Origin of the sequence: Microvirga sp. M2 (assembly GCF_047497095.1) — a bacterium.
Taxonomy (GTDB): domain Bacteria; phylum Pseudomonadota; class Alphaproteobacteria; order Rhizobiales; family Beijerinckiaceae; genus Microvirga.
On record NZ_CP134063.1, the window covers coordinates 479,250 to 499,934 of the forward strand.

At 61.0% G+C, this 20,685-nt stretch carries 21 protein-coding genes, 1 tRNA gene and 1 pseudogene; 12 read left to right on the plus strand and 11 right to left on the minus strand.

The genetic code is table 11. The features are described 5' to 3' along the window. Positions 1-10: 10 nt before the first annotated feature. Together RE429_RS02310 and RE429_RS02315 are read right to left on the minus strand one after the other, a co-directional pair. Positions 11-757: a DUF5131 family protein gene (locus tag RE429_RS02310; RefSeq protein WP_414472781.1), complete on the minus strand. Its 747-nt coding sequence runs from the start codon at positions 755-757 to the stop codon at positions 11-13. Position 758: 1 nt separating this feature from the next. Further along, entirely contained in the window at positions 759-1,892 is a 1,134-nt protein-coding gene (locus RE429_RS02315) for a three-Cys-motif partner protein TcmP (protein WP_414472782.1), read from the minus strand. 215 nt (positions 1,893-2,107) lie between these two features. On the opposite strand from RE429_RS02315, the gene RE429_RS02320 reads away from it, so the two are divergent. From RE429_RS02320 to RE429_RS02345, 6 genes are all read left to right on the plus strand, one after another. Further along, complete coding sequence (locus tag RE429_RS02320; protein ID WP_414472783.1) at positions 2,108-2,758, plus strand: hypothetical protein; 651 nt, start codon at positions 2,108-2,110, stop codon at positions 2,756-2,758. 44 nt (positions 2,759-2,802) lie between these two features. Beyond that, complete coding sequence (gene istA / locus RE429_RS02325) at positions 2,803-4,332, plus strand: IS21 family transposase (RefSeq protein WP_414471409.1); 1,530 nt, start codon at positions 2,803-2,805, stop codon at positions 4,330-4,332. Further along, positions 4,329-5,114, plus strand: coding sequence for an IS21-like element helper ATPase IstB (gene istB / locus RE429_RS02330; RefSeq protein ID WP_414471408.1), 786 nt, complete (start codon positions 4,329-4,331; stop codon positions 5,112-5,114). The genes istA and istB overlap by 4 nt, the downstream gene beginning before the upstream one ends. A 58-nt stretch (positions 5,115-5,172) precedes the next feature. After that, on the plus strand, positions 5,173-5,808 hold the full coding sequence (locus tag RE429_RS02335; RefSeq protein WP_414471407.1) for a plasmid pRiA4b ORF-3 family protein: 636 nt from the start codon (positions 5,173-5,175) through the stop codon (positions 5,806-5,808). A 29-nt stretch (positions 5,809-5,837) separates the two neighbouring features. Then, positions 5,838-8,705 carry a type ISP restriction/modification enzyme gene (locus RE429_RS02340; RefSeq protein ID WP_414472784.1) on the plus strand — a complete coding sequence of 956 codons (2,868 nt, stop codon included), beginning with the start codon at positions 5,838-5,840 and terminating at the stop codon, positions 8,703-8,705. Between the two features lie 286 nt (positions 8,706-8,991). After that, positions 8,992-9,588 (plus strand): recombinase family protein, encoded by a 597-nt coding sequence (locus RE429_RS02345; RefSeq protein WP_414472775.1) that lies wholly within the window; start codon positions 8,992-8,994, stop codon positions 9,586-9,588. 39 nt (positions 9,589-9,627) lie between these two features. Here RE429_RS02345 and RE429_RS02350 read toward each other — a convergent pair whose 3' ends face one another. Further along, positions 9,628-9,840: a hypothetical protein gene (locus RE429_RS02350; RefSeq protein ID WP_414472774.1), complete on the minus strand. Its 213-nt coding sequence runs from the start codon at positions 9,838-9,840 to the stop codon at positions 9,628-9,630. A 67-nt stretch (positions 9,841-9,907) separates the two neighbouring features. Then, positions 9,908-10,168, minus strand: a complete 261-nt coding sequence (locus RE429_RS02355; protein WP_414472773.1) for a hypothetical protein — start codon at positions 10,166-10,168, stop codon at positions 9,908-9,910. Between the two features lie 1,085 nt (positions 10,169-11,253). Here RE429_RS02355 and RE429_RS02360 point away from each other — a divergent pair. Beyond that, positions 11,254-11,601, plus strand: a complete 348-nt coding sequence (locus RE429_RS02360; protein ID WP_414472785.1) for a DUF6538 domain-containing protein — start codon at positions 11,254-11,256, stop codon at positions 11,599-11,601. A 17-nt stretch (positions 11,602-11,618) separates the two neighbouring features. On the opposite strand, the gene RE429_RS02365 is transcribed toward RE429_RS02360, so the two are convergent. The 5 genes and pseudogenes from RE429_RS02365 to RE429_RS02385 form a co-directional block, all read right to left on the minus strand. Continuing rightward, positions 11,619-12,668, minus strand: coding sequence for a sensor histidine kinase (locus RE429_RS02365; RefSeq protein WP_414472786.1), 1,050 nt, complete (start codon positions 12,666-12,668; stop codon positions 11,619-11,621). Continuing rightward, positions 12,658-14,166, minus strand: coding sequence for an ATPase domain-containing protein (locus RE429_RS02370; RefSeq protein ID WP_414472787.1), 1,509 nt, complete (start codon positions 14,164-14,166; stop codon positions 12,658-12,660). The genes RE429_RS02365 and RE429_RS02370 overlap by 11 nt, the downstream gene beginning before the upstream one ends. A 286-nt stretch (positions 14,167-14,452) precedes the next feature. Continuing rightward, a complete protein-coding gene (locus RE429_RS02375; RefSeq protein ID WP_414474286.1) occupies positions 14,453-15,787 on the minus strand; it encodes a tyrosine-type recombinase/integrase in 1,335 nt (444 codons plus the stop codon). Positions 15,788-15,841: 54 nt separating this feature from the next. Next, positions 15,842-16,081, minus strand: a pseudogene (locus RE429_RS02380) (DUF6538 domain-containing protein); the annotation flags it as partial. A 55-nt stretch (positions 16,082-16,136) separates the two neighbouring features. Next, positions 16,137-16,212, minus strand: a tRNA-Ala gene (locus RE429_RS02385). A 178-nt stretch (positions 16,213-16,390) separates the two neighbouring features. On the opposite strand from RE429_RS02385, the gene RE429_RS02390 reads away from it, so the two are divergent. From RE429_RS02390 to folD, 3 genes are read left to right on the plus strand one after another with little or no spacing between them, the layout of a single operon-like run. Continuing rightward, a complete protein-coding gene (locus RE429_RS02390; RefSeq protein ID WP_414472788.1) occupies positions 16,391-16,681 on the plus strand; it encodes a YggT family protein in 291 nt (96 codons plus the stop codon). 33 nt (positions 16,682-16,714) lie between these two features. Beyond that, positions 16,715-17,035 (plus strand): DUF167 family protein, encoded by a 321-nt coding sequence (locus RE429_RS02395; protein WP_414472789.1) that lies wholly within the window; start codon positions 16,715-16,717, stop codon positions 17,033-17,035. Further along, complete coding sequence (folD, locus tag RE429_RS02400; RefSeq protein ID WP_414472790.1) at positions 17,032-17,934, plus strand: bifunctional methylenetetrahydrofolate dehydrogenase/methenyltetrahydrofolate cyclohydrolase FolD; 903 nt, start codon at positions 17,032-17,034, stop codon at positions 17,932-17,934. Before RE429_RS02395 ends, folD begins: the two co-directional genes overlap by 4 nt. Before the next feature lie 14 nt (positions 17,935-17,948). Here folD and RE429_RS02405 read toward each other — a convergent pair whose 3' ends face one another. Then, entirely contained in the window at positions 17,949-18,620 is a 672-nt protein-coding gene (locus tag RE429_RS02405) for a hypothetical protein (protein WP_414472791.1), read from the minus strand. Positions 18,621-18,764: 144 nt separating this feature from the next. Then, positions 18,765-19,652: a LysR family transcriptional regulator gene (locus RE429_RS02410; protein ID WP_414472792.1), complete on the minus strand. Its 888-nt coding sequence runs from the start codon at positions 19,650-19,652 to the stop codon at positions 18,765-18,767. Positions 19,653-19,851: 199 nt separating this feature from the next. Between RE429_RS02410 and sdhC the strand changes: the two genes are divergently transcribed. Together sdhC and sdhD are read left to right on the plus strand one after the other, a co-directional pair. Then, positions 19,852-20,247 carry a succinate dehydrogenase, cytochrome b556 subunit gene (sdhC, locus tag RE429_RS02415; protein WP_414472793.1) on the plus strand — a complete coding sequence of 132 codons (396 nt, stop codon included), beginning with the start codon at positions 19,852-19,854 and terminating at the stop codon, positions 20,245-20,247. A 12-nt stretch (positions 20,248-20,259) separates the two neighbouring features. Next, positions 20,260-20,676, plus strand: a complete 417-nt coding sequence (sdhD, locus tag RE429_RS02420) for a succinate dehydrogenase, hydrophobic membrane anchor protein (protein WP_414472794.1) — start codon at positions 20,260-20,262, stop codon at positions 20,674-20,676. Positions 20,677-20,685: the final 9 nt, after the last annotated feature.

The following is a 20,685-nucleotide window of genomic DNA, read 5'->3' on the forward strand; positions in this document are numbered from 1 at the left end:
TGGGCTTGCGCTAGACCGTTGCAGGCCACTCATCCCACGTACGTCCATCCAGCCGCCGCCCCGTCTTACTTTTCACCGTGCCACCCCATTGTTTGAAGTGGAATGCCACGCCCGATTCGAGGCAGGCATCACGGATGTCCCTGACCCAATTAGGATCAATAGGGCGCGCGCCGGGACCGCTTTCACCGCCGACAATAGCCCAATCTATGCCTGTAAGATCGAGGCCCGGCAATGGGCCAAGTAGTGGCTCTAGCGACAGAAACTTGACCTTAGCGTTAGTCTGCCGCAGTCGGTCCACGCGCCAGAGGTAATCTTGGTTCTCGACGCTCACTCCCATCCATGTGTTCTTCGGCCAAGTTAGCGCAGGGGAGAGTTCGAGTAAGCGGTCTGCGCGCTTTGTAAGTACCTGATACGTATGCTGAGGGGTCGCTGCCATGACGGCAAAGACATCTTGGATGAAGGCGAGCGGCACATCTTCATGGAAGAGGTCGGACATTGAGTTCACAAAAACTCGCCGCCCCTTATGCCATGCCTTTGGTACCGCCAGTGCGCCATAGTCGAGCACGATTCTGCCCGTCCACTTGTAGCGACCGCCTGTCTTCCTTGTGGTACCTGCGTACTTTCGCTGCCCCATTGCTTGGAGCCGAGCGGCCATGCGCATCGCATAGCAGTTCGTGCAGCCGGGCGAGACAATGGTACAGCCCGCAACAGGGTTCCAGGTTGCATCAGTCCACTCGATTGAGGAGGAACTACCCATTTCAGTTCCTCCTCGGGAACGTCACTCGGACGTTATCGCCGAATGTTGGCTGTCCTGCCCTTGGTTTGCGTTTCGCTGCCGGGGGATCGGCGATAATCCGGCCCGCAGCCTCCATTTCCCCGAGAACCCGCTTGTAGTTTTTAGCCACAAAAGGCCGATTAACGTGATGCTCGTCATACACCGCCCTCATGGTCATCGTGCGTCCAGCGAAGCGGACCGTGAGATCATCAGCAAGACCTTCGAGAGGCTGATTGAGCGAAAACAGGAGGGGGCATCGAGCGTCGGCGGGTGAGTAGGCGAACGAAGGCACGCCCTGGTCTTCTGTTGAACTCTCTCGCGCCATGATATCCTTCATTATGGTGTAGCCGAGAATGTTTTTGGACACGAACACCAAGGCATGGGACGTACGGCTTCCGTCTGCGCGCTTGAACCGGAAGGGCAACACATAATGCGCCCCAAGATCGCGGAGTGCGGCAGCAAGCTCCTCCAGAACAAAGGACTCGCGCTCATGTGGACGCATGTCGTCAAGGATGCCACGCATGCGCTCAATGCGTTCGCTTCCGAAGAGAGCATCCATATGCTTTCGGACGGCGTCGTTGTTAATACCTGCGTTGATCCTGCCGTAATTGAAGAAAAAGACACAGTCGCAACCCCAGTCCTTCACCATCGCCTGGATGAAGCCACGGGACAGACCCTTGTAGCCGAAGGGATCAACGAATGAGAAAGTGGGGCACATCTTGATGCCCCTAAACATTGCTTCGGCGTCAGCGCCTACTTCGCCGCAAAATATTTTGGGCTCGTGTCTCAACGCAGCAAGTCCGGGTAGCTCCTTGACGGCCTCCTTCAGCGAAGAAACATTATTTCTGTCCTTGTCGTTAAACATCGTAACGAGGATATCGTTGAGCCCTGGAGTCGCGAGCGCCTGTTCGAGAACCAGGAGCGGAGTGGATTTCGAGCCATCGGCGTACCTACCCGGTCCTGCAAAGAGGTCGATGTAGCCGAGGCGATCAATCTTGCCATGCTGCGCCTTGACTCCGAGCATGACCTTAGCCCACGCCACGAAATATTTCGCGACGATGTTCGCCTTTACCTCTGACTGATCGGTCTGCTCTTCAAAGAAGCCGAGTGATGCCATGCCCCCCTCCACTTTAGAGGCAGGGTAGATCAGATCAGACATGAACGAAATGGGAACATGGGAAATATTCACAATTTCACGACAGCAGGCAACTCTGGCGGTTTTCCCAAACCAAGTTAGGGTGGTATTCCTTGTCGCAAAACGCTCGCAAGCGCCGAAGGGGGGACCTTGTGACTGAACTATCACGGGAGATCGTTGAGACTTATCTCCGCCGCATGGTCGAGATTCGCTCGACGGGAGGGGCGACGAGTGAGACCTCCTACTACAGCGCGCTGGAGAACCTGCTCAATGCGGTAGGTAAAACCCTAAAGCCTCGGGTCATTGCCAACGGCCAAATCAAGAACCAGGGGGCGGGCCACCCCGATTTCGGCCTTTATACGCATGTTCAGTGCCGGGGAGGCGAGCCGATCCAGGGTCAGGGTGCGAACCCTGAACGGGGCGTCGTTGAGGTCAAGGGACTCACTGACGAGACCTGGAAGACCGCTGCGACCGATCAGGTCTCACGATACTGGAACCGCTACGGGCTCGTTCTTGTCACCAATTACCGCGATTTCCTCCTCGTTGGTCGCGATGCGAGTGGGCAGGCAACCCGCCTGGAGAGCTTCACGCTTGCGAACACCGATGCTGCATTCTGGCAGGCATGCTCAGCACCGCGTCAAGCCGCCGAGGATAAGGCCGAGGCTTTCGTTGAGTACCTACGCCGAGCACTCCACCACCTGGCCCCCCTTTCCCGCCCTGCCGATCTTGCGTGGCTCCTGGCATCTTACGCCCGTGACGCGCTGCGCCGTGTTGAAAGTGCGAGCCTTCCAGCCCTGTACGACGCCAACTATGATGGCCGCCTGATGACGACAGAGATGGCCGGTTAGGTGTGAGATGCATCAATCTTTCCCGCGATTGCGGGAGAAGGTTGATGCCGGGCATGCACGTCACCGACCGCCAGGTCAGGCGCTATATGAGTTCACGCAAGGACGGATATTCTCAGGCCGCCGCGGCGGCACGGGCCGGCTTCAGCGAGCGCACCGGTCGGCGCATCGAAGCCGACCCGGTTCTTCCCAGCCAGCGCGAGGGCCGGCGCTACCGGACGCGTCCGGATCCGTTCGCCGAAGTCTGGCGCGACGAACTCGTGCCGATGCTGGAGGCCGCGCCCCAGATCCGGGCCACCACTTTGCTGGAAGAGTTGCAACGGCTGCATCCAGGGCGCTATGGCGACGGCCATCTGCGCTCGCTGCAGCGCCGGGTGGCCCATTGGCGCGCCACCGAGGGACCGGAGCGTGAGCTGATCTTCCGACAGGAGCATCCGCCCGGTCGGCAGGCCCTCTCGGATTTTACCAATGGCGCCAAGCTCGGCGTGACCATCGCCGGCCGACCCTTTCCCCATCTGCTCTATCATTTCTGGCTCGCCTATTCCGGCTGGCGCTTCATCAAAGCCATCTGCGGCGGCGAGAGCTTCACGGCTCTCACCGAAGGCCTGCAGGAGGCGCTCTGGCAGCTCGGCGGCGTCCCGCGCGAGCATCGCACCGACCGGCTCTCGGCCGCCTACCGCAATCTCATTGATCGCGAGGACGAGGCCAAGGCCTATGCCGCGTTCTGCAACCATTATGGTCTGCAGCCCACCCGCAACAATGCCGGCATCGCCCACGAGAACGGATCGGTCGAAGCCGCCCATGGCCATCTCAAGCTCGGGCTGCGCGAAGCTCTCGACTTGCGCGGCTCGAAAGACTTCTCGGACCTGGAGGCCTACCAGGCCTTTCTGCAGGACTTCGCCATGCGCAAGAACGCAGCCGTGCAGGCGGCGCTTGCCATCGAGCGCAAGGCGCTGGCTCCTCTGCCGCGCTTTCGCACCAGCGACTACTCGGTGGCGACGGTCACCGTCACACGCTCCGGCACGATCTCGGTGCGCAATGTCCTTTACACCGTGCCCTCGCGCCTCGTCGGCTGTCGGCTCAAGGTGCATATCTACGATGATCGTCTTGTCTGCCATCTCGGCCTGAGCCCGGTGCTGACCGTCCCCCGCCGCTACTTCAAACGCGGCGGTCCCGGTGTCCGCGTCGTCGATTACCGCCATCTGGTCCATGCTCTCGTGAAGAAGCCGCAGGCCTTCCGGCACTCGGTATTCCGGGAGGATCTGTTCCCGCAGACTGCCTTCCGACGGGCCTGGGAGGTGCTTGATGCCAGGCTCGATCCAAGACAGGCGTGCCGGGTCTATGTCGGCCTGCTGCATCTGGCCGCCACGCACGCCTGCGAGGCCCAGCTGGCCGATCATCTCGCGAGCGTCCTCGCCGGCGGCGGGCTCCCGGATCTCGATCAGGCCCGGGCCCTCGTGGCCGGGCCGTTGAACGTCCAGGCGCCGGTGGTTCATGTGAGGGCGCCGGATCCGAGCGTCTATGACTGCCTGATCCCTGTCGATCCCATCGCCGCTTCAGAAGGGGCCGCACCATGACCCGATCCTCATCCGCCGCGCCGCCGGTCGACACGGCGAAGTTGCCGGTCCTGCTCACCACCTTGCGTCTGCCGACCATCTCGCGGCTCTGGCAGGAGATCGGTGCCCGGGCCGATGCGGAGGGCTGGGGATCGGCTCGCTTCCTGGCGGCCCTGTGCGAGCACGAGATCCATGAGCGACACAGTCGACGCATTGCCCGCCATCTCGCCGAGGCCGACCTGCCCCCCGGCAAGACCTTTGCGACCTTCGACTTCGCCGCGGTGCCGAGCCTGCGCAAGGCGCAGGTCCTGGCTCTGGCGGACGGGGATGCCTGGCTCGATCAGGGCGCCAACATTTTGCTGTTCGGCCCCTCTGGGACCGGCAAGACGCACCTCGCCGCGGCGATCGGCACGGCCCTGATCGAGGCCGGCCAACGGGTGTTGTTCACGCGCACCACCGACCTGGTCCAGAAGCTGCAGGCCGCCCGGCGCGATCTGAGCCTGCCGGCGACCCTGGCCAAACTCGACCGCTTCGATTGCCTGATCCTCGATGACCTCGGCTACGTGCGTAAAGATCAGGCGGAAACGAGCGTCCTGTTCGAGCTGATCGCCGAGCGTTATGAACGACGCTCTCTGATCACAACCTGCAATCAGCCCTTCAGCACCTGGAATCAGATCTTCCCGGATCCCGCCATGACGGTCGCGGCGATCGACCGTTTGGTCCACCACGCCACCATTCTGGAACTCAACACCGAGAGCTACCGGCGCCGAACCGCGACGGAGGCCAAGAGCGCCGCTGTCTAATTGTCGTCGGACGCGTCCGGCTAGTTGACGCCGCCCCCGGTGACAGGTCCACTGGGGCATGTCCTGGAAAGATCCCAACGCCCTCCAGATCAAGATCACGCTGGCCGAGATCGACCCGCCCGTGTGGCGGCGGCTGGTGGTGCCGTGGACCTGGCACCTGGGGCAGTTGCACCTTGCGATCCAGGCGGCGTTCAACTGGTGGGATTATCACCTGCACGAGTTCCGCATTGGTGGCCTGCGCTATGGCGATCCGGAGCTGCTCGAGGACGGGGCTTTCGAGGATGACGCGCGGGTGTTCGACGAGCGTGAGGTGCGGTTGCGCGACTTCGACCGGGAGCCGGGCACCTGCTTTAGCTATCTCTATGACTTCGGGGACAGCTGGCTGCACACCGTGGAGATCGAGAAGCTGCTGGCTCTCGATGCGCCTCCTCGTTTGGGGGCCTGCATCGCAGGAGCCCGTGCCAGACCGCCGGAGGACGTGGGTGGCGTGAGTAGCTATGAGCGCTTTCTCGCCATCATGGCCGACCCGAACGATCTTGAGCACACTGAGACCCGGATCTGGTGCGGCGGCCACTTCGATCCGGAGTGGTTCGATCTGGCGCTCACCGACAAGGACGTCAGGAACGCCCTCAAGCCCAATGTCCGGCGCCGCCTGCACCAGCCTAAGCCCACACGAAAAAGTCGGTCATCGTAGTTGACGCTACCCGGACATGAAAATTGTCGTTGCACACAGCCCTCAATACGGTGCGCGAGGGGCTTGAGCAGGCTCTCGGACTACACTTCGAGGGAGCTAAAGGCGAGCACTTCTTCCGCTCGACCCTGGTCCAAACTCTTTTCTACGGAGTTTTCGCCGCCTGGGTTCAGTGGTCGCGCGAACAGCCGCCAGGATCGACCGCGCGGTTCGACTGGCGAATGGCGGGATGGTCCCTACACGTGCCAATGGTGCGCAACCTCTTCGAGCAGGTCGCAACCCCAACTCACCTTGGCCCGCTTGGACTCGTAGAAGTGCTTGATTGGACTGGCACCGCACTCAACCGAGTGGATCGGGCGGCTTTCTTTTCGGCGTTCGATGTAGCCCAAGCAGTTCAGTATTTTTACGAACCTTTCCTCGCCCAGTTCGATCCGGAGCTACGGAAGCAACTCGGGGTCTGGTACACACCACCCGAAATTGTGCGCTACATGGTTGAGCGCGTGGATGCGGTGCTGCAAACTGAGTTCGGCCTCACGGACGGGTTAGCAGACCCAAATGTGCATGTGCTCGATCCATGTTGTGGTACTGGCTCTTTCCTCATAGAGACGCTGCGCTTGATAGAAGGCCGCCTCCATGCACAGGGAAGTGGGGCTCTTCTTGGTCAGGACCTGAAGCACGCCGCGATGAACCGGGTGTTTGGATTCGAGATCATGCCAGCACCCTTTGTAGTGGCGCATTGGCAAATCGGCCTGCTGCTCGCGGAGGCAGGAGCATCCTTGTCGGCAGGCCATGAACGCGCTGCGGTTTATCTTACCAACGCCCTTACCGGCTGGGAGCCGCCTCAAGGGCCGCGCGCCCAATTGATCCTACCTCAACTTCAGCCTGAGCGGGACGCCGCCGAGCAGGTTAAACAAGCGACACCTATCCTCGTTGTGATCGGCAATCCTCCTTACAATGCCTTCGCCGGAACAAGCCCGGACGAGGAGGATGATCTCGTCGTGCCATACAAGGAGGGGTTGCGGCGCGACTGGGGCATCAAGAAGTTCAATCTCGATGAACTCTATGTCCGTTTCCTGCGAGTGGCTGAGCGACGTATCGTTGAGCAGACTGGTCGAGGAATAGTCTGTTACATCTCCAGCTACTCGTATCTGAGCGATCCATCGTTCGTAGTCGCTCGCCGCCGTCTACTCGACGGATTTGATGCGATTTGGATCGACAGCCTCAACGGCGATAGTCGCGAGACTGGTAAGTTGACACCTTCAGGTGAACCTGATCCTTCGGTATTCTCGACGGAGTTCAACCGCGAAGGCATCAAGCTCGGGACCGCAGTGGGGCTGTTTGTACGAAGGGACCCACATGACGCTGGTCAGCCAGTCGTGCGGTACCGGGACTTCTGGGGTAGACAGAAGCGCGAGGAGCTAGAGGCATCACTCGCCCTCACGCCGTTCAACGACCAATATGCGGTTTCTGTCCCAACTTCGGCGAACAGGTTCAACTTTCGCCCTCAAGCCGTTTCTACCGACTATGATGCGTGGCCGAGCCTTCGAGAACTGGCCGAAGTGGAGCCTTTCAGCGGTCTGAGCGAGAAGCGCAAGGGCGCTCTCATCGACTTCGAGCGCACGTCGCTGGAGGGGAGCATCCAGCGTTACCTTGATCCCAATCTCTCATTCGAGACTGTCAAGGCATCTGGCGACGGACCGGTCGAGGATGCTGCTCGATTTGATGCACGCAGTGCACGAACCAAGATAATTGCGCGCGAGCCATACAGTGTTTCACGGGTAGTCCGCTATGCGATGTACCCTATGGACCTTAGGTGGGCATATCATACCAATATTCGCCCGATCTGGAATGAGCCCCGCCCCGAGTTCTCGGGACAGGTTCGCGACCGCAATCTTTTCGTGGTCAGCCGAATGGCTGGACGAAGACCAGATGAGGGTCTGCCTGTTATTGCGACGAGAGCCTTGGCAAATCACCACCTACTCGATCCAAATGCCCATGCGATACCCACTCGCCTGTTTACTACTACAAATGCGTCTAATGATTTGTTTGGCGGTAGCGTTCCGGTATGTCGTGCTAATCTGTCCGCTGCGGCACGTACGTGGTTGAGTGATTTAGGCTGGCCCGATCCGGACTCGGATCAAGAAACAGGGTCAGCACCATGGCTTCATGCGCTTGCGATCTGCTGTGCTCCGGAGTGGCTCTCAGAAAACAGAGCTGCCATCCTCGCGGGCTGGCCGCGCGTTCCGCTCCCGAGCGACGCAGATACGCTTAGGCAATCGGTTGCCTTCGGTACGCGGATCGCAGCGCTTCTTGACCCCGACGAGACAGTAACAGGTGTAACGGCTGGTAACCTCGCTGCTCCATTCACTGTCGTCGGCACCATTACACATGCCGGTGGCGGCCAGCTTGGTGCTAGTGACCTCGCCATCACTGCCGGATGGGGACGCGGAGGCAATGGTCGTCCAGTGATGCCCGCGCAGGGACGTATTGTCGAGCGGGACGCTTATGGTCAGGGCGAGTTGGCTGCAATTACCAGCGCGGCTCAAGCCAAAGGCGAGCATGTGGATAGCTTCATCTCGCGCCTTGGTCCACCTGTCGATGTCTATCTCAACGAAGTTGCATACTGGAGTACCGTCCCACGCTCCGTCTGGGACTTCAGTATAGGCGGATATCAGGTGTTCAAGAAGTGGCTCTCATATCGTGAAGAGGCCGTACTCGGGCGTCCACTAACCACCACCGAGGTGCGTGAAGCGACGAGCCTTGTGCGCCGCCTGACCGCGCTTATCATGATGGGGCCAGAACTCAACGCCAACTATCAACAGGTTAAGGCTGCGCTTTACGATTGGTCAGTTGCTCTGGCACAGAGTTCCGAACAGGCAGAGCAGGAAGCTGCCGAATAGTTAGCACTCGAAGCCAACACATGGACCGTTAAGAGTACTCCACCTGCCAGGGCTCTCGGAGTTTGATAGCTGATCCTGCCGTGCCCTTTGCAGATGCAGGCGAGATAGTGATCGAACCTCGCTCGTCGATGCTTCGTCCTGCATCTGCCAATCTAAAATGTCTTAAGTTGGCGCACGAGTTTCTGGACTCGTTGTTGGACGAAGTTCGGCCATTTCCTTCCAATCCAAAAAATCCGTGCAACAATTGCGCAGCACTTGGCAGTTTTCGGACGGGAGATTTTTGACGATGGGGCGGAACTACGGCTACTCGCGCGTTTCAACATCGGATCAAGACTGGGCGATCCAGCTTGAAGCGCTCGCCAAAGCAGGCGTGGACGACCGCGACGTGTTTCGTGAGAAGGCATCCGGGGTCAAGAAGGATCGCACCGAGCTTCGTCGTGTTCTCGACCTCCTTCGCCCAATGGATCGGCTGACGGTGTTTGCCCTCGACAGACTCGGGAGAAGCCCGCTGCACCTGCTGGAGATCGTCGAGGAGATCGAGGCCAAGGGCGCAGTCCTGGTCTCGCTGCGTGAGACCATCGACACGTCCTCTCCAATTGGAAAGTTTTTTGTTACGATCCTTGGGAGCATTGGGTGCCTCGAACGCGATCTGATCATGTCGAGAACCAAGGCTGGGGTCGCGCTGGCTCGCCAACGGAATGTTCGTTTTGGCCGCCCCCCGAAGCTGACCGATGCCCTCATCCGACAAGTCATGCTGGCCCACGATGATCCAGCCAGCACGGTACCCGAGACTTGCCGCGTCCTCGGGATCAGCCGGTCGTCCTACTACGCGGCTCTGCGGGCCGGGCGGGCACAAGCCAGTGATCTCGTCGAGGCCGCCTGACGGAATGGCCTGGAGGCGATCCCCCAGGCCATCACGGTATCAGGCAATAGCGAGCCTGAAGGCCACCATGTCGGTCACAGTTGCGAAGGAGCACTCGACCTCTAATTCGCCTGTGAGGTGGTTGAAGTCCCAGGCGATCTCGGGATCGTCGAGTTCCATCTCGTACGCCCGCTCCCGCAGATCGCGCACCATGACCTGATGCGCGAGGTCCTCGAAGTACAGCCCCTCGATGTCGAGACCTGTGCTCTCCATCCGAGCCTTTAGCTCCTTGGCTTTCAGCCAGATGTCTTCCTCAGAGACGACATGTGTGAAGGAGTGGTCAGTGCGCATAACCGCTGACCTCCGCACCCATGACCGCCCCATAGGTGCATGGTTCGGGATCGACGGAGGACGGCAGAAGCTCGTCCAGGCGCTGACGCAGGCGATGAAGATCGCCGTGCTCCTGGAAGCGGAAGCTGATTGCGTCCTTCTCGATATCGAGAGTCCAAGTCGTACCCTCGGGACCAAGCAGTCCTGATGTGATGAGAAGAAGTTCGTGAGCGGCTTCGGCCACGTCGTACGGGCTAAAGCCCGTCGTCATGACTGTGTGGTGATGTTTATATGCCATTATAAAATGCCTTAAAATTATAAACGGCGCTCAAGGCCGATAATCAGAACCTACCGCAGTGGGCTCTTTGCCGTCGATATTCTCACGGAGGACTCTGGCTGATCACGAACTTCGGTCTTCACGAGATGGCTCTTGGATTGGTGCATGAGCAAAGGGATCATGGGGGCAGGGCTGCTACGCATCCCTGAGCCGCTGATAACCTTCGTTGCTCGCGATCACGCGTGATCGCTCTCACTCAGGCCACCAGCGGTAATTTGCTGAGGTGATCTCAATCTCTCTCAAGCAATTATCTTCTCATCTCGTACCCTAGATTTGACGCACTTCTCCCCCCTGCCTTGCCCGATGATAATGATGAGCAAGGCAAGGGGGATGATGAACACGACGACTCGTACCCTGAGTTCCAATTCGTCCAACAAGCCACGTGCCGGTTTAATCGGCGGCTGGCGGTTTCCCGTGACCAGCATCGGCGGCCCCATCCCCGATCCGCTCCACCTACTGGTGAGTTTGTGGGCTGCCCGACTAGGTGTGCTCTGTGAGCCTTTTGCACCTGACGGACCTTGCAACTCCGGTGAACGTTGAGATCGAAACGGTTATTGATCTGAGATCAAAGCTCGTACGCCAGACTGTTGGAGGATCGGCGTACGCGGAGAGGTGTCAAAGCGACCAAGACACACTTCTCCTCTTTTTCTGAATGCCTTCTTGCGGAACTCCTGTCCGCCGAGCAGCCGTTGCTCCCTACCATCTGGGGCGGGATGTCCGTCTCGTTGGGTCGCTCTCCCTACAGTCTTGCCGGTCAGAGGTCCCGGTTGCTGTTCTCGGGGCGGAGGTGGCCCCTGTACACTCCTGAGCGAATTATAAGCTGGAGCGAGCAGTCACTCGCTTCTGCAACTGTATTTAGATTAAACCAAATCGCGACCCAGATGTCGAATTGTTTGTAACATCAGAACGCGAGAATTGCAGAGCACGGGATAGGACGGCGTGCCTCAAAGTTCAATGCCATTGACCCAGCCTGTCGGCTCAGGCCAGCCTTCGTAAGCACTTCTTCCCTGAGTCTCCATATGCACAACAACGAATCCCCTCAGCTCCACCAAGTATTTGATTCTAAAGCATTATTCCCGAAATCGCGATATTCGTGTAGCACAACGGTGTCGTACACGCTCGCCGCTGACGCGGCCCTAAGCGCTTGGAACCGCTCGGGAAATCCCTCTCGCGACTGTCGCACATCACCGTCGCACAAACCGTCCCGAACCCGTCCTAAACACCGTCCGACCGGGCTCTGGTTGCGTGGGACTGTCTGGCAATATCGAGCAAGAGTGCCTGCGGTCATCGCGCAGATCATCGGACGGACCGTCATAAGCCAATCTCTCCGTACGTCCTCATACTCGGAGGCGACTCTCTGCGAGTAAAACCTGAAACCTACCCTTCACGGACCATCATACTGTGGCACCAGCCGCTCCTGCACGAGTGGTGCCTCTAAGCGGAAGTGAACTCCACTCGGCTCGAACTCGTACCGGATGTCGGCATGGCACTGGGTCGTGAGAATCCGGCGGATCAGGGTGGACCCGAACCCACGGCGACTTGGCTCCTCGACAGGTGGACCGCCCCTTTCTGTCCACTCCAGGCGCAGCTTGCGAGCCCCCTCGTGCTCCAGAACCTCCCACCGGACCTGAAGCTTGCCTTCAGGAACTGACAGCGAGCCGTACTTTGCCGCATTCGTCGAGAGTTCATGGATTGCCATGCCGAGTGGCACGGCGAGATCAGCCTGCAACTGAACATCAGGCCCCTCCAGGATGACGCGGTCTTCAGATGCGGATTGATAAGGGCCGAGTTCCGCCGAGAGGACTTCGCCCAGAGATGCGGTCTGCCAGTAGTCTTCCGTCAGCATCGTGTGTGTGTTCGCCAGCGCCACGATCCGGGCCACAAACGCATGGTAGAACTCATCAACCGACTTGGCCGAACGGGCTGTCGCACCGACCAGGGCTTGGACGGTGGCAAGGGTGTTCTTCACCCGGTGGTGAAGTTCGCGGATGAGAAGGGCCTGCCGCTCGTGCGTCCGTTGACGCTCCTCCAGGTGCGCCTGCACCTCGCGCTGGCGTTTTCTCGCCCGAAGAGCCGAGCCAACGGCATCGGCCAGCACGTCGGGATGGAAGGGCCGCTCCAGCACAGTGACGTTCGCCAGGAGCTTGCGCAGGCGCGGATCAGGCGTGAGGCCGCGCTGGGTCAGAAGGATGAAGGGGAAGTCCGACCAGGGTGGTTGCTGGGCGATCCAGTCCGCCAGCGCCTGTCGGTGAGAAGACAGCAGGGCCTCCTCGGTCAGAATGGCACAATCCGCATCGCTCAACCCTGTCACAACGCCGTTCAGATCGGAGCAGCGGGTGGAGCCAATGCCAACCTCTCTCAGGATTGCAGCGGCGACCTCCGCATCCCGCCCCACCGGGGCCAGGATCAGAACCGACGCGCGACTAACCTGCATGGCCGTCCCGGTCCTTCAGAAGGGAGGCTTCCGCGCCGTCATAGGTGGGCACGCCTGTGAGAACCCCACGGAAGTTCGTGAGCGGTTCGCCCACGCGGACACCTGCGCTGTCAATCCGGTACTCCCGGATCGTGTCCTCGTGCAAGCCGGTCCGCTTCTTGATCACCGAGATGGCGCGGCGAATCCGTCCTTGCGCCTCAAAGAACCGCATGAGGACCACGGCATCGCTGAGGTAGGTCATGTCGATGGGCGTTGCCATCTGCCCGACCATGCCATGCTGAGCCAGGATCAGGATCGTGACCACACCCTGCTGGTTCAGATACGTGAGGAGTTCGTGCATCTGGAGGGCGACGAACTCCTCCTCAGGCATGGCGTTGAGATAGCCCGTCAGACTGTCGATCACGACCACCCGCGCACCTGCTGCCTCGACGCTCTTTCGGATGAGGGAAGAGAACTCACCGGGAGACAGGTATGCCGGATCAACCTGCTCGATTTGCAGTGTTCCGGCCTCTACGGACGCGGCAACATCCATCCCGATGCTGGCCGCCCGCTTCAGGAAGATGCGTTTGGTCTCGTCGAAGCTGATGATAAGGGACGGCTCGCCTCGACCGAGCGCCGCCTGGACATAGGCCAGCGCGAGAGACGACTTGCCGACGCCGGAAGGGCCGACAATGAGCGTGCTGGTTCCTCGGTGCAGACCGTCGCCGAGGAGCGTATCGAGTTCCGCGATGCCGCTCGTGGCAGCCCCGGTGTCGAAGTCCCGGTGGTGCTCGGCGGCGATGAGGCGGGGGAATACATGGACGCCGCCGCGCCGGATGACCATATCGTGGTAGCCGCCCCGGAAGTCCGTTCCCCGCATTTTGATGACGCGCAGCCGACGCTTCTCGGCCCCATACACAGGCGCGAGTTGCTCTAGGCGAATGACCGCATGGCTGATGCTGTGGAGGTTGAGATCGTCCTGCTCGGAGGTGAGATCGTCAAGCATCAGGACCGTGGCATTGTTCAGGAGAAAGAAACTTTTCAGCGCCAGCACCTGCCGCCGATACCGCAGGGAGCCTTGCGACAGGAGGCGGATTTCAGACAGGCTGTCGAACACCACCCGCGAGGGCTTCACCCGCTCGATCTCCTCCAAGGCCATCCTGACGGTCTCGCCGAGTTCGAGATCGGAGGAATGGACTAGGGTCTGGAGTTGCTTGGGATCGAGGCTCAGTTCGGGCGGGACAAGCTCATAGATTTCGATGCCATCCAAGGACCAGCCGTGCCGCTCAGCAACACTCAGGAGTTCACGCTTGCTCTCAGACAGGGTGATGTAGAGGCAGCGCTCACCAGCCGTGACACCATCGAGAAGGAACTGCAAGCCGAGGGTAGTCTTGCCACAGCCGGGGCGGCCTTCGATCAGGTGGGCGCGATTGGAGGCATAGCCGCCGTTCAGGATCAGGTCGAGACCCGGCACCCCCGTAGGAATGGCGGCAGCGTCGAGAGGGTGTTCATGCGTCATTGGGTATCCGAGGAGAAAAGGCTAGAGTTTCCCGCTAATATAGGGAGAGCGTCAGGAAGAAAGTATCTATGAGGTGTTTGTTCCTCCAGCACTGCCCCCATGGTTGCGCAACTCTGTCACACGCCAACGCTTATTCTGCATTAGGCAATCCATCGGGAGAGGAGCATTGACCACATCGTCCCTGGTCGAGGGCGGCCCCGATCTCTCAATTGGCAGGGAGCTTACTTCTCACCCAAGAACGGCGGGACGAGCACGGTCGCAGGGGAACATATCCCTGAGGGACATTTCACACTGCTGCATGTAGCGATATAAGATAACCTAAATTGAGGTCAGGGTAGTTCACTTTTGCGACCGCTTCTTCGAGCGTTGCAATACTGAAACCTCGACCGTAATTCTCAGCCGTCGCTGATCCATCGTCAGGTCCATCACCAGCCCACCCGCCCAGTGCGTAGGCGACTTCCTTCTCCACTCTGGCTTCCCGTAACGCGTCACGAAAGTTATGGCGGAAGGAATGGAAGGAGGTTCGGGGAGCTTTAGCTCCTGTCTTTTGTAGGAAGTTTGCGAACCACTTCGAGAAGGTGTCGGAGTAGTAGCCTGTGCAGGCGATAGGTAGTTCGGGAAAGAGCTTAGCATCGCGGTTGACTCGACGCGCTTGGACGTAATCCAGGAATCCCATCCCAACAAGACTTGGGTGTATCGGCACTACCCGTTCGGCGTTCTCGGTCTTGAGGCGCTTGTCTGTTGGGCAATCCAATCCGCCAGCCGTAACGACAAAGCAGTTGATCCCGTCGATAAGACGTACGTCGGCAAGATCGAGTTGACATATCTCATTGAGGCGCATTCCAGAAAACAGGCCAATGAGGGGAACCCAAAATCGCCCTCTTCGAGGACGATTGGGTCCAGGTTGCGCGTAGCCCGGTCCATCATCCTGGCATCCCCGATAAAGCGGGGCGTTGAAGATCAGACTCAACTGCTCCGATGAGAACGGGTAGCGCTTGTCCTTGCGTCGAACTTTGTCGATGACCTTCAGACCGCGCGCCGGATTACGGTCGATATAGCCCTCGTTCACTGCCCAGGTCAGTAGGGCGGAGAGTTTCTGGATGTGCCCATTGATCGTCAGCGCGCTAATCGGTGCCAGACCTTCGGCCCTCGCCCTTATCGCTGCCTCCCGGCCTGAGAGCCGTGGGTACCGTTTAGTTGCATTGGGTGGTAGATAACGTAGCGTATCAAGCACATCACGACAGACCTCCCGAGTGATCGCCTTGATGGGCATCTCGGGACTGATCAGTTCAATGAGACGACCGTAAGCGGACCGATACGCCAAGAGGGTCTTGGTGGATCGAACCACGGAGGGATCATCTAGGTAGCGGTTGTAGACCTGCTGGATTGAAGGCCCGCCTTGGCCGGTAATATTTCCTGATCTCCTCCTGGTATAAAGCGCTGTGTCACTTTCTTTACTTGGGGCGCTCGGTGGCTCGGCCTTTAGGTTGCAAACAGCCTCTCCAGGTAATGCGTATTTGGCCTCGGCGGGTGCAGTAGGTTCCGTCGTTGAGATCGGCTCCTCTGTTTCATAGGTGGGGGTAGGTGAGGGGCTCCATACCCGTTCCTGGTCTGCGGCCATCCGCCACTTTTGCTCCCACTCTCCCGCCATCCTTCGCGCCCGCCGGATCGCCTCCGAGTATGAGGACGTACGGAGAGATTGGCTTATGACGGTCCGTCCGATGATCTGCGCGATGACCGCAGGCACTCTTGCTCGATATTGCCAGACAGTCCCACGCAACCAGAGCCCGGTCGGACGGTGTTTAGGACGGGTTCGGGACGGTTTGTGCGACGGTGATGTGCGACAGTCGCGAGAGGGATTTCCCGAGCGGTTCCAAGCGCTTAGGGCCGCGTCAGCGGCGAGCGTGTACGACACCGTTGTGCTACACGAATATCGCGATTTCGGGAATAATGCTTTAGAATCAAATACTTGGTGGAGCTGAGGGGATTCGAACCCCTGACCTCTGCAGTGCGATTGCAGCGCTCTCCCATCTGAGCTACAGCCCCGGTCGATTTCCAGACCAAGCGGCCCGAGTTTTAGGCCTGCCGGCTTCGGTCTGTCAATCGGCGAGAGGGCGGTTGAAGGCGCCTTTTGGGGAAGAGAGGGCGTTTTTCAGCGCTCTCCGGGTTGTTCAGCCCCGCTTGGAAGGTTACATGAGCAGCGCCCGATCCCGACAGGTTTCCCATGCGCGCTCTGTTCGAAGTCATTCTGGTCGCCCTGCAGCTCTACACCTACCTCATCATCGCCTCGGCGATCCTGAGCTGGCTGGTGGCGTTCAACGTGGTCAACACCCGCAGTGAGTTCGTCCGCTCCGTCTGGAAATTCCTGGATGCCGTGACCGAACCCGCCTTGCGGCCGATCCGCAGCATCATGCCCAATCTCGGCGGCGTGGACATCTCGCCGGTCATCCTGATCCTGCTGATCATGCTGGTGGACCGCGCCATCCGCTATTACGTCCTGCCCTTCGTCTTCTGAGGAGAGGGGCTTGCGTCTTCTGAGGAGAGGGGCTTGAGCCAGCCCTGGCGCATCCGTCCCGAGGGCCTCGAGGTTCGCGTTCGCGTGACGCCCAAGGGCGGGCGCGATGCGGTGGACGGGGTGGCGACGCTCTCCGACGGCAGGCCGGTCCTGAAGGTCCGGGTGAGGGCCGCGCCGGAAGACGGGGCGGCCAACGAGGCCGTGAGGCGTCTGCTCGCCAAGGCCTTGCGGCTGCCGGCCTCCGCCGTGGGCCTGGAGGCGGGTGCGACTGCCCGGCTGAAGACATTTCTGATTGCCGGCGAGGGGCAAACCCTCGCCAATGACCTTGCCGTTTTGACAGGACCGACTCCATGACCGCCACGATCATCGACGGAAAAGCCTATGCCGCGGGATTGCGAGCCCGGATCGCGCATGCGGTCGGGGCCCTGTCCGGCCAGGGCGTGACGCCCGGTCTTGCCGTCGTGATCGTGGGCGAGGATCCGGCGAGCCAGCTTTATGTGAAGAACAAGGCGCGCCAGACCGTGGAAGTGGGCATGCGCTCCTTCGAGCACGTCCTGCCCGCCTCGACCAAAGAGGCCGAACTCCTCGCCCTGGTCGCCCGGCTCAATGCCGACCCGGCGGTCGACGGCATTCTCGTGCAGTTGCCCCTTCCGAAGCAGATCGACGCGCAGAAGGTGATCGAGGCCATCGACCCGGCGAAGGACGTGGACGGCTTCCATCCGATCAATGCGGGCCGGCTCATGACCGGCGTGCCGGGGCTCGTCTCCTGCACGCCCCTGGGCTGTCTCCTCCTCATCCAGTCGGTGCGCCGCGACCTGGCGGGGCTCAACGCCGTGGTGGTGGGCCGCTCCAACATCGTCGGCAAGCCCATGGCGCAGCTGCTGATCGCCCAGAGCTGCACGGTGACGGTGGCTCATTCCAAGACCCGCGATCTGCCCCGGGTGTGCCGTGAGGCCGACATCCTGGTGGCCGCCGTCGGGCGGCCCGAGATGGTGCGGGGCGACTGGGTCAAGCCCGGCGCCATCGTAGTCGACGTGGGCATCAACCGGGTGCCGAACCCCGCCGCCGGCGAAGGCAAGACCAAGGTGGTGGGGGACGTGGCCTATGCGGAGGCCGCGAAGGTCGCGTCCGCCATCACGCCGGTTCCCGGCGGCGTCGGTCCCATGACCATTGCCTGCCTGCTGCGCAATACCCTGGAGGCCGCATGCCTGCGCCGCGGCCTCGCCATGCCGGCGGTCGACTTCGCCGCCTGAACTTCGCCGCCCGATCAGTTTTCGGCGAAACAATAGAACAGGCCTGCGCCGCCCGTGCTCTTCAGGGCGTCCAGGCTGCACCCGCGCGAGGGATGCGACGAGTTCCAGGATCGTCCCGGAGGTCCCGGGTCGGTTCCCATCCGGTCGTGGTGTCCCAGCATGGCGGAGCCGTCCGCGCCGCTCTTCGTCCAGTTGCCGCAGGTCATGTCCTGGGAACCCGCGAAGGCGGTGCCGTCGGGCTGGGATCCGGTGAGCATGTCGTGTTCGTTCGGCGTGTCGCCCCGGCCCTTGACCGTCTCGCCCTTCTCGGTGAGGGCGGTCTGCTTGTTGAGGTTGTTGTCGGGGCCGTGCAGATCCGCCACGTTCTTGGCGATCACGACGCCCTTGACGTTCTGCCACGGCCCGCTCCCGATCCGGTCGCGGGCATTGACGGCGGCCGTGCCGCCCGCAGCCTGGGTGGACAGATAGGCGCGCCAGACCTTGCCGCGAATGCCGGCAGCCTCCGCGAGCGACTCGCAGTGCCGGTCGGCTCCCTCCAGGCCGCCGAGATCCGCACCCTTGCCCATGCCCACGCTGGTGACGAAGAAGCTCGTGCCGGCGGAAGCGCCGGCGCTCTGGGCGTGCGCGCCGGCGGGAATGGCGGCGAGAAGGCCCATCATCGTCCAAGCGAACGTCGTTCTCTTCATGCGATCCTCCTGTGCTTGTCCCGGCAGGTGCGAGACGCTGCCGCCGCGTCAAGGATCTTCGGCATCCTGCGGCGTTTTGAGGGCAGGAGGAGAGAAAAGAATTCCCAAAGCCGTGATCGGTCCCGGTGCACGGCCGACCCCGCTCTAAACCCTTCGCCGCAGATGCTCCGCCAGTTGACGGGCCGAGGGCGGCAGGTCCTTGAGCGAGCGGATGCAGAGGGTGAGATCGCGGGCGGCCCAGGGATCGTCCAGAACGACGCTCTGGATCGCCATGGTCCGGGTGGCGGGCTGGGCCGTGGTCTCGGGCACGATCCCGAGCCCCACCCCGGCTTCCACCATGCGGCAGACGGCATCGAAGCTGCGGAGCTGGACCCTCAGGCGCAAGGGTTTTCCGATCCGGCTGGCCTTGCCGGCGAGGAAGCGCTGAAGGGCGCTCGCCCGGTCGAGGCCCACGAAGTCATGCTCCAGCACCTCGGCGAAGGCGATGCTCGACCGGTCCGAGAGGGGATGCCCCTTCGGGACCACCAGGACGAAGCGATCGCTGCGGAAAGGATAGGTCTCGAGCTGGCCGGTCTCCACGGTTCCTGCAACGATCCCGATATCGCCCACGCCTTCGGCGATCAGTCCCACGATCTCGTCGCTCAGGCGCTCCTCCAGGTCGATGGAGACCTGCGGGTGCCGGGCCAGAAACGCGCCGAGGGCCTCGGGCAGGAACTCGGTCAGCGCGTTGGTGTTGGAGAGGATCCGGATCTGGCCGGCGAGCCCGCCCGTATAGGTGCCGAGATCCTCCCTCAGCCGCTCGGCCTGGGCGAGGAGCGTGCGGGCATGCTGGAGGAGGGTTCTGCCGGCAGGGGTCGGCGTGACGCCGGCCCGCGTCCGCACCAGGAGCGGGGCTCCCAGGGACTTCTCCATGTTGCGGATGCGGGTGCTGGCGGCGGCGAGCGCGAGATGGGCGCGTCCGGCTCCGTGGGTGATGCTGCCCGCCTCGACGACATGGCGGAACAGGCTCAGATCGGTGAGGTCGAATTGCATAAGCATCCTTCGTCGTTTGCGAAGGGAGATAAGAATAATTAAAAATTGCGCGTTATGCGAGCCCGGTGCATCTTCGTCACTGACGAAGTGTGCCTCTTGTAACCATCTTGGGCGGAAGGCGCATTGCGGTGTTCCCGCGCTTCCGATACGAACCATTCCAAACTACGGGCGATGATCTCGCCGATCAGGAGTGAAAGCTATGGCTGAGGCGAAAGTGGCCCCGCGGCCCTTATCCCCACATCTTCAGATTTACCGGTGGAGCTGGACGATGGCGATGTCCGTCTTCCACCGCGCGACGGGCATGGCCCTTTACGTCGGCATCGCGCTCTTCGCGATCTGGCTCGTGGCCCTCGCGTCAGGCCCTTCGGCCTTCGACGCCGTGCAGGGCTTCTTCGGCTCGCCCATCGGGTACCTGATCCTCTTCGGCTACACCTGGGTGCTCATGCACCACATGCTCGGCGGCGTCCGCCATCTCGTCTGGGATTTCGGCTACGGCATGGAAGCGGACCAGCGCATCGCCATGGCCCGCTTCACCCTCATCGGTTCGATCGCGCTCACCGTGGCGATCTGGGCCATCGCGTTCCTCGTGTTCTAAGGAGAGAGAGCCATGGCCGACAACAGGGCTGATACCCGCGTTTCCATGCGCACCCCGCTCTCCCGCGTGAAGGGCCTCGGCGCTTCCGGACACGGCGTCGAGCATTGGTGGATCCACCGCGTCACGGCGGTGTCGAACGTTCCGCTCATCATTTCCTTCGTGATCATCGTGGCGGCTCTGGCCGGCTCCTCCTATCAGGAGGCCATCGCCATCGTGTCGCATCCCCTGGTGGCGATCATCCTGATCCTCGCCGTGATCTCGGTGGCGAACCACATGCGGCTCGGCATGCAGGTCGTCATCGAGGATTACGTGCATGACAAAGGCACGAAGATCGTCGTTCTCATCGCGAACAACTTCTACGCGGTGATCGTCGGCGTGGCCTGCCTTTATGCCATCCTCAAGGTCAGCCTCGGCCGCATCCTGGTTTAAGGAATACTC

Coding starts and splice junctions, on each gene's coding strand:
- RE429_RS02350 (WP_414472774.1), bottom strand. CDS start 9,840: ATGGAGAGCACAGGTCTCGACATCGAGGGGCTGTACTTCGAGGACCTC.
- RE429_RS02355 (WP_414472773.1), bottom strand. CDS start 10,168: ATGACGACGGGCTTTAGCCCGTACGACGTGGCCGAAGCCGCTCACGAA.
- istB (WP_414471408.1), top strand. CDS start 4,329: ATGACCCGATCCTCATCCGCCGCGCCGCCGGTCGACACGGCGAAGTTG.
- RE429_RS02410 (WP_414472792.1), bottom strand. CDS start 19,652: ATGCAATTCGACCTCACCGATCTGAGCCTGTTCCGCCATGTCGTCGAG.
- istA (WP_414471409.1), top strand. CDS start 2,803: ATGCCGGGCATGCACGTCACCGACCGCCAGGTCAGGCGCTATATGAGT.
- RE429_RS02335 (WP_414471407.1), top strand. CDS start 5,173: ATGTCCTGGAAAGATCCCAACGCCCTCCAGATCAAGATCACGCTGGCC.
- RE429_RS02405 (WP_414472791.1), bottom strand. CDS start 18,620: ATGAAGAGAACGACGTTCGCTTGGACGATGATGGGCCTTCTCGCCGCC.
- RE429_RS02390 (WP_414472788.1), top strand. CDS start 16,391: ATGCGCGCTCTGTTCGAAGTCATTCTGGTCGCCCTGCAGCTCTACACC.
- sdhD (WP_414472794.1), top strand. CDS start 20,260: ATGGCCGACAACAGGGCTGATACCCGCGTTTCCATGCGCACCCCGCTC.
- RE429_RS02375 (WP_414474286.1), bottom strand. CDS start 15,787: ATGGCCGCAGACCAGGAACGGGTATGGAGCCCCTCACCTACCCCCACC.
- RE429_RS02310 (WP_414472781.1), bottom strand. CDS start 757: ATGGGTAGTTCCTCCTCAATCGAGTGGACTGATGCAACCTGGAACCCT.
- RE429_RS02365 (WP_414472786.1), bottom strand. CDS start 12,668: ATGCAGGTTAGTCGCGCGTCGGTTCTGATCCTGGCCCCGGTGGGGCGG.
- RE429_RS02320 (WP_414472783.1), top strand. CDS start 2,108: ATGGTCGAGATTCGCTCGACGGGAGGGGCGACGAGTGAGACCTCCTAC.
- sdhC (WP_414472793.1), top strand. CDS start 19,852: ATGGCTGAGGCGAAAGTGGCCCCGCGGCCCTTATCCCCACATCTTCAG.
- folD (WP_414472790.1), top strand. CDS start 17,032: ATGACCGCCACGATCATCGACGGAAAAGCCTATGCCGCGGGATTGCGA.
- RE429_RS02370 (WP_414472787.1), bottom strand. CDS start 14,166: ATGACGCATGAACACCCTCTCGACGCTGCCGCCATTCCTACGGGGGTG.
- RE429_RS02315 (WP_414472782.1), bottom strand. CDS start 1,892: ATGGCATCACTCGGCTTCTTTGAAGAGCAGACCGATCAGTCAGAGGTA.
- RE429_RS02360 (WP_414472785.1), top strand. CDS start 11,254: ATGCACAACAACGAATCCCCTCAGCTCCACCAAGTATTTGATTCTAAA.
- RE429_RS02345 (WP_414472775.1), top strand. CDS start 8,992: ATGGGGCGGAACTACGGCTACTCGCGCGTTTCAACATCGGATCAAGAC.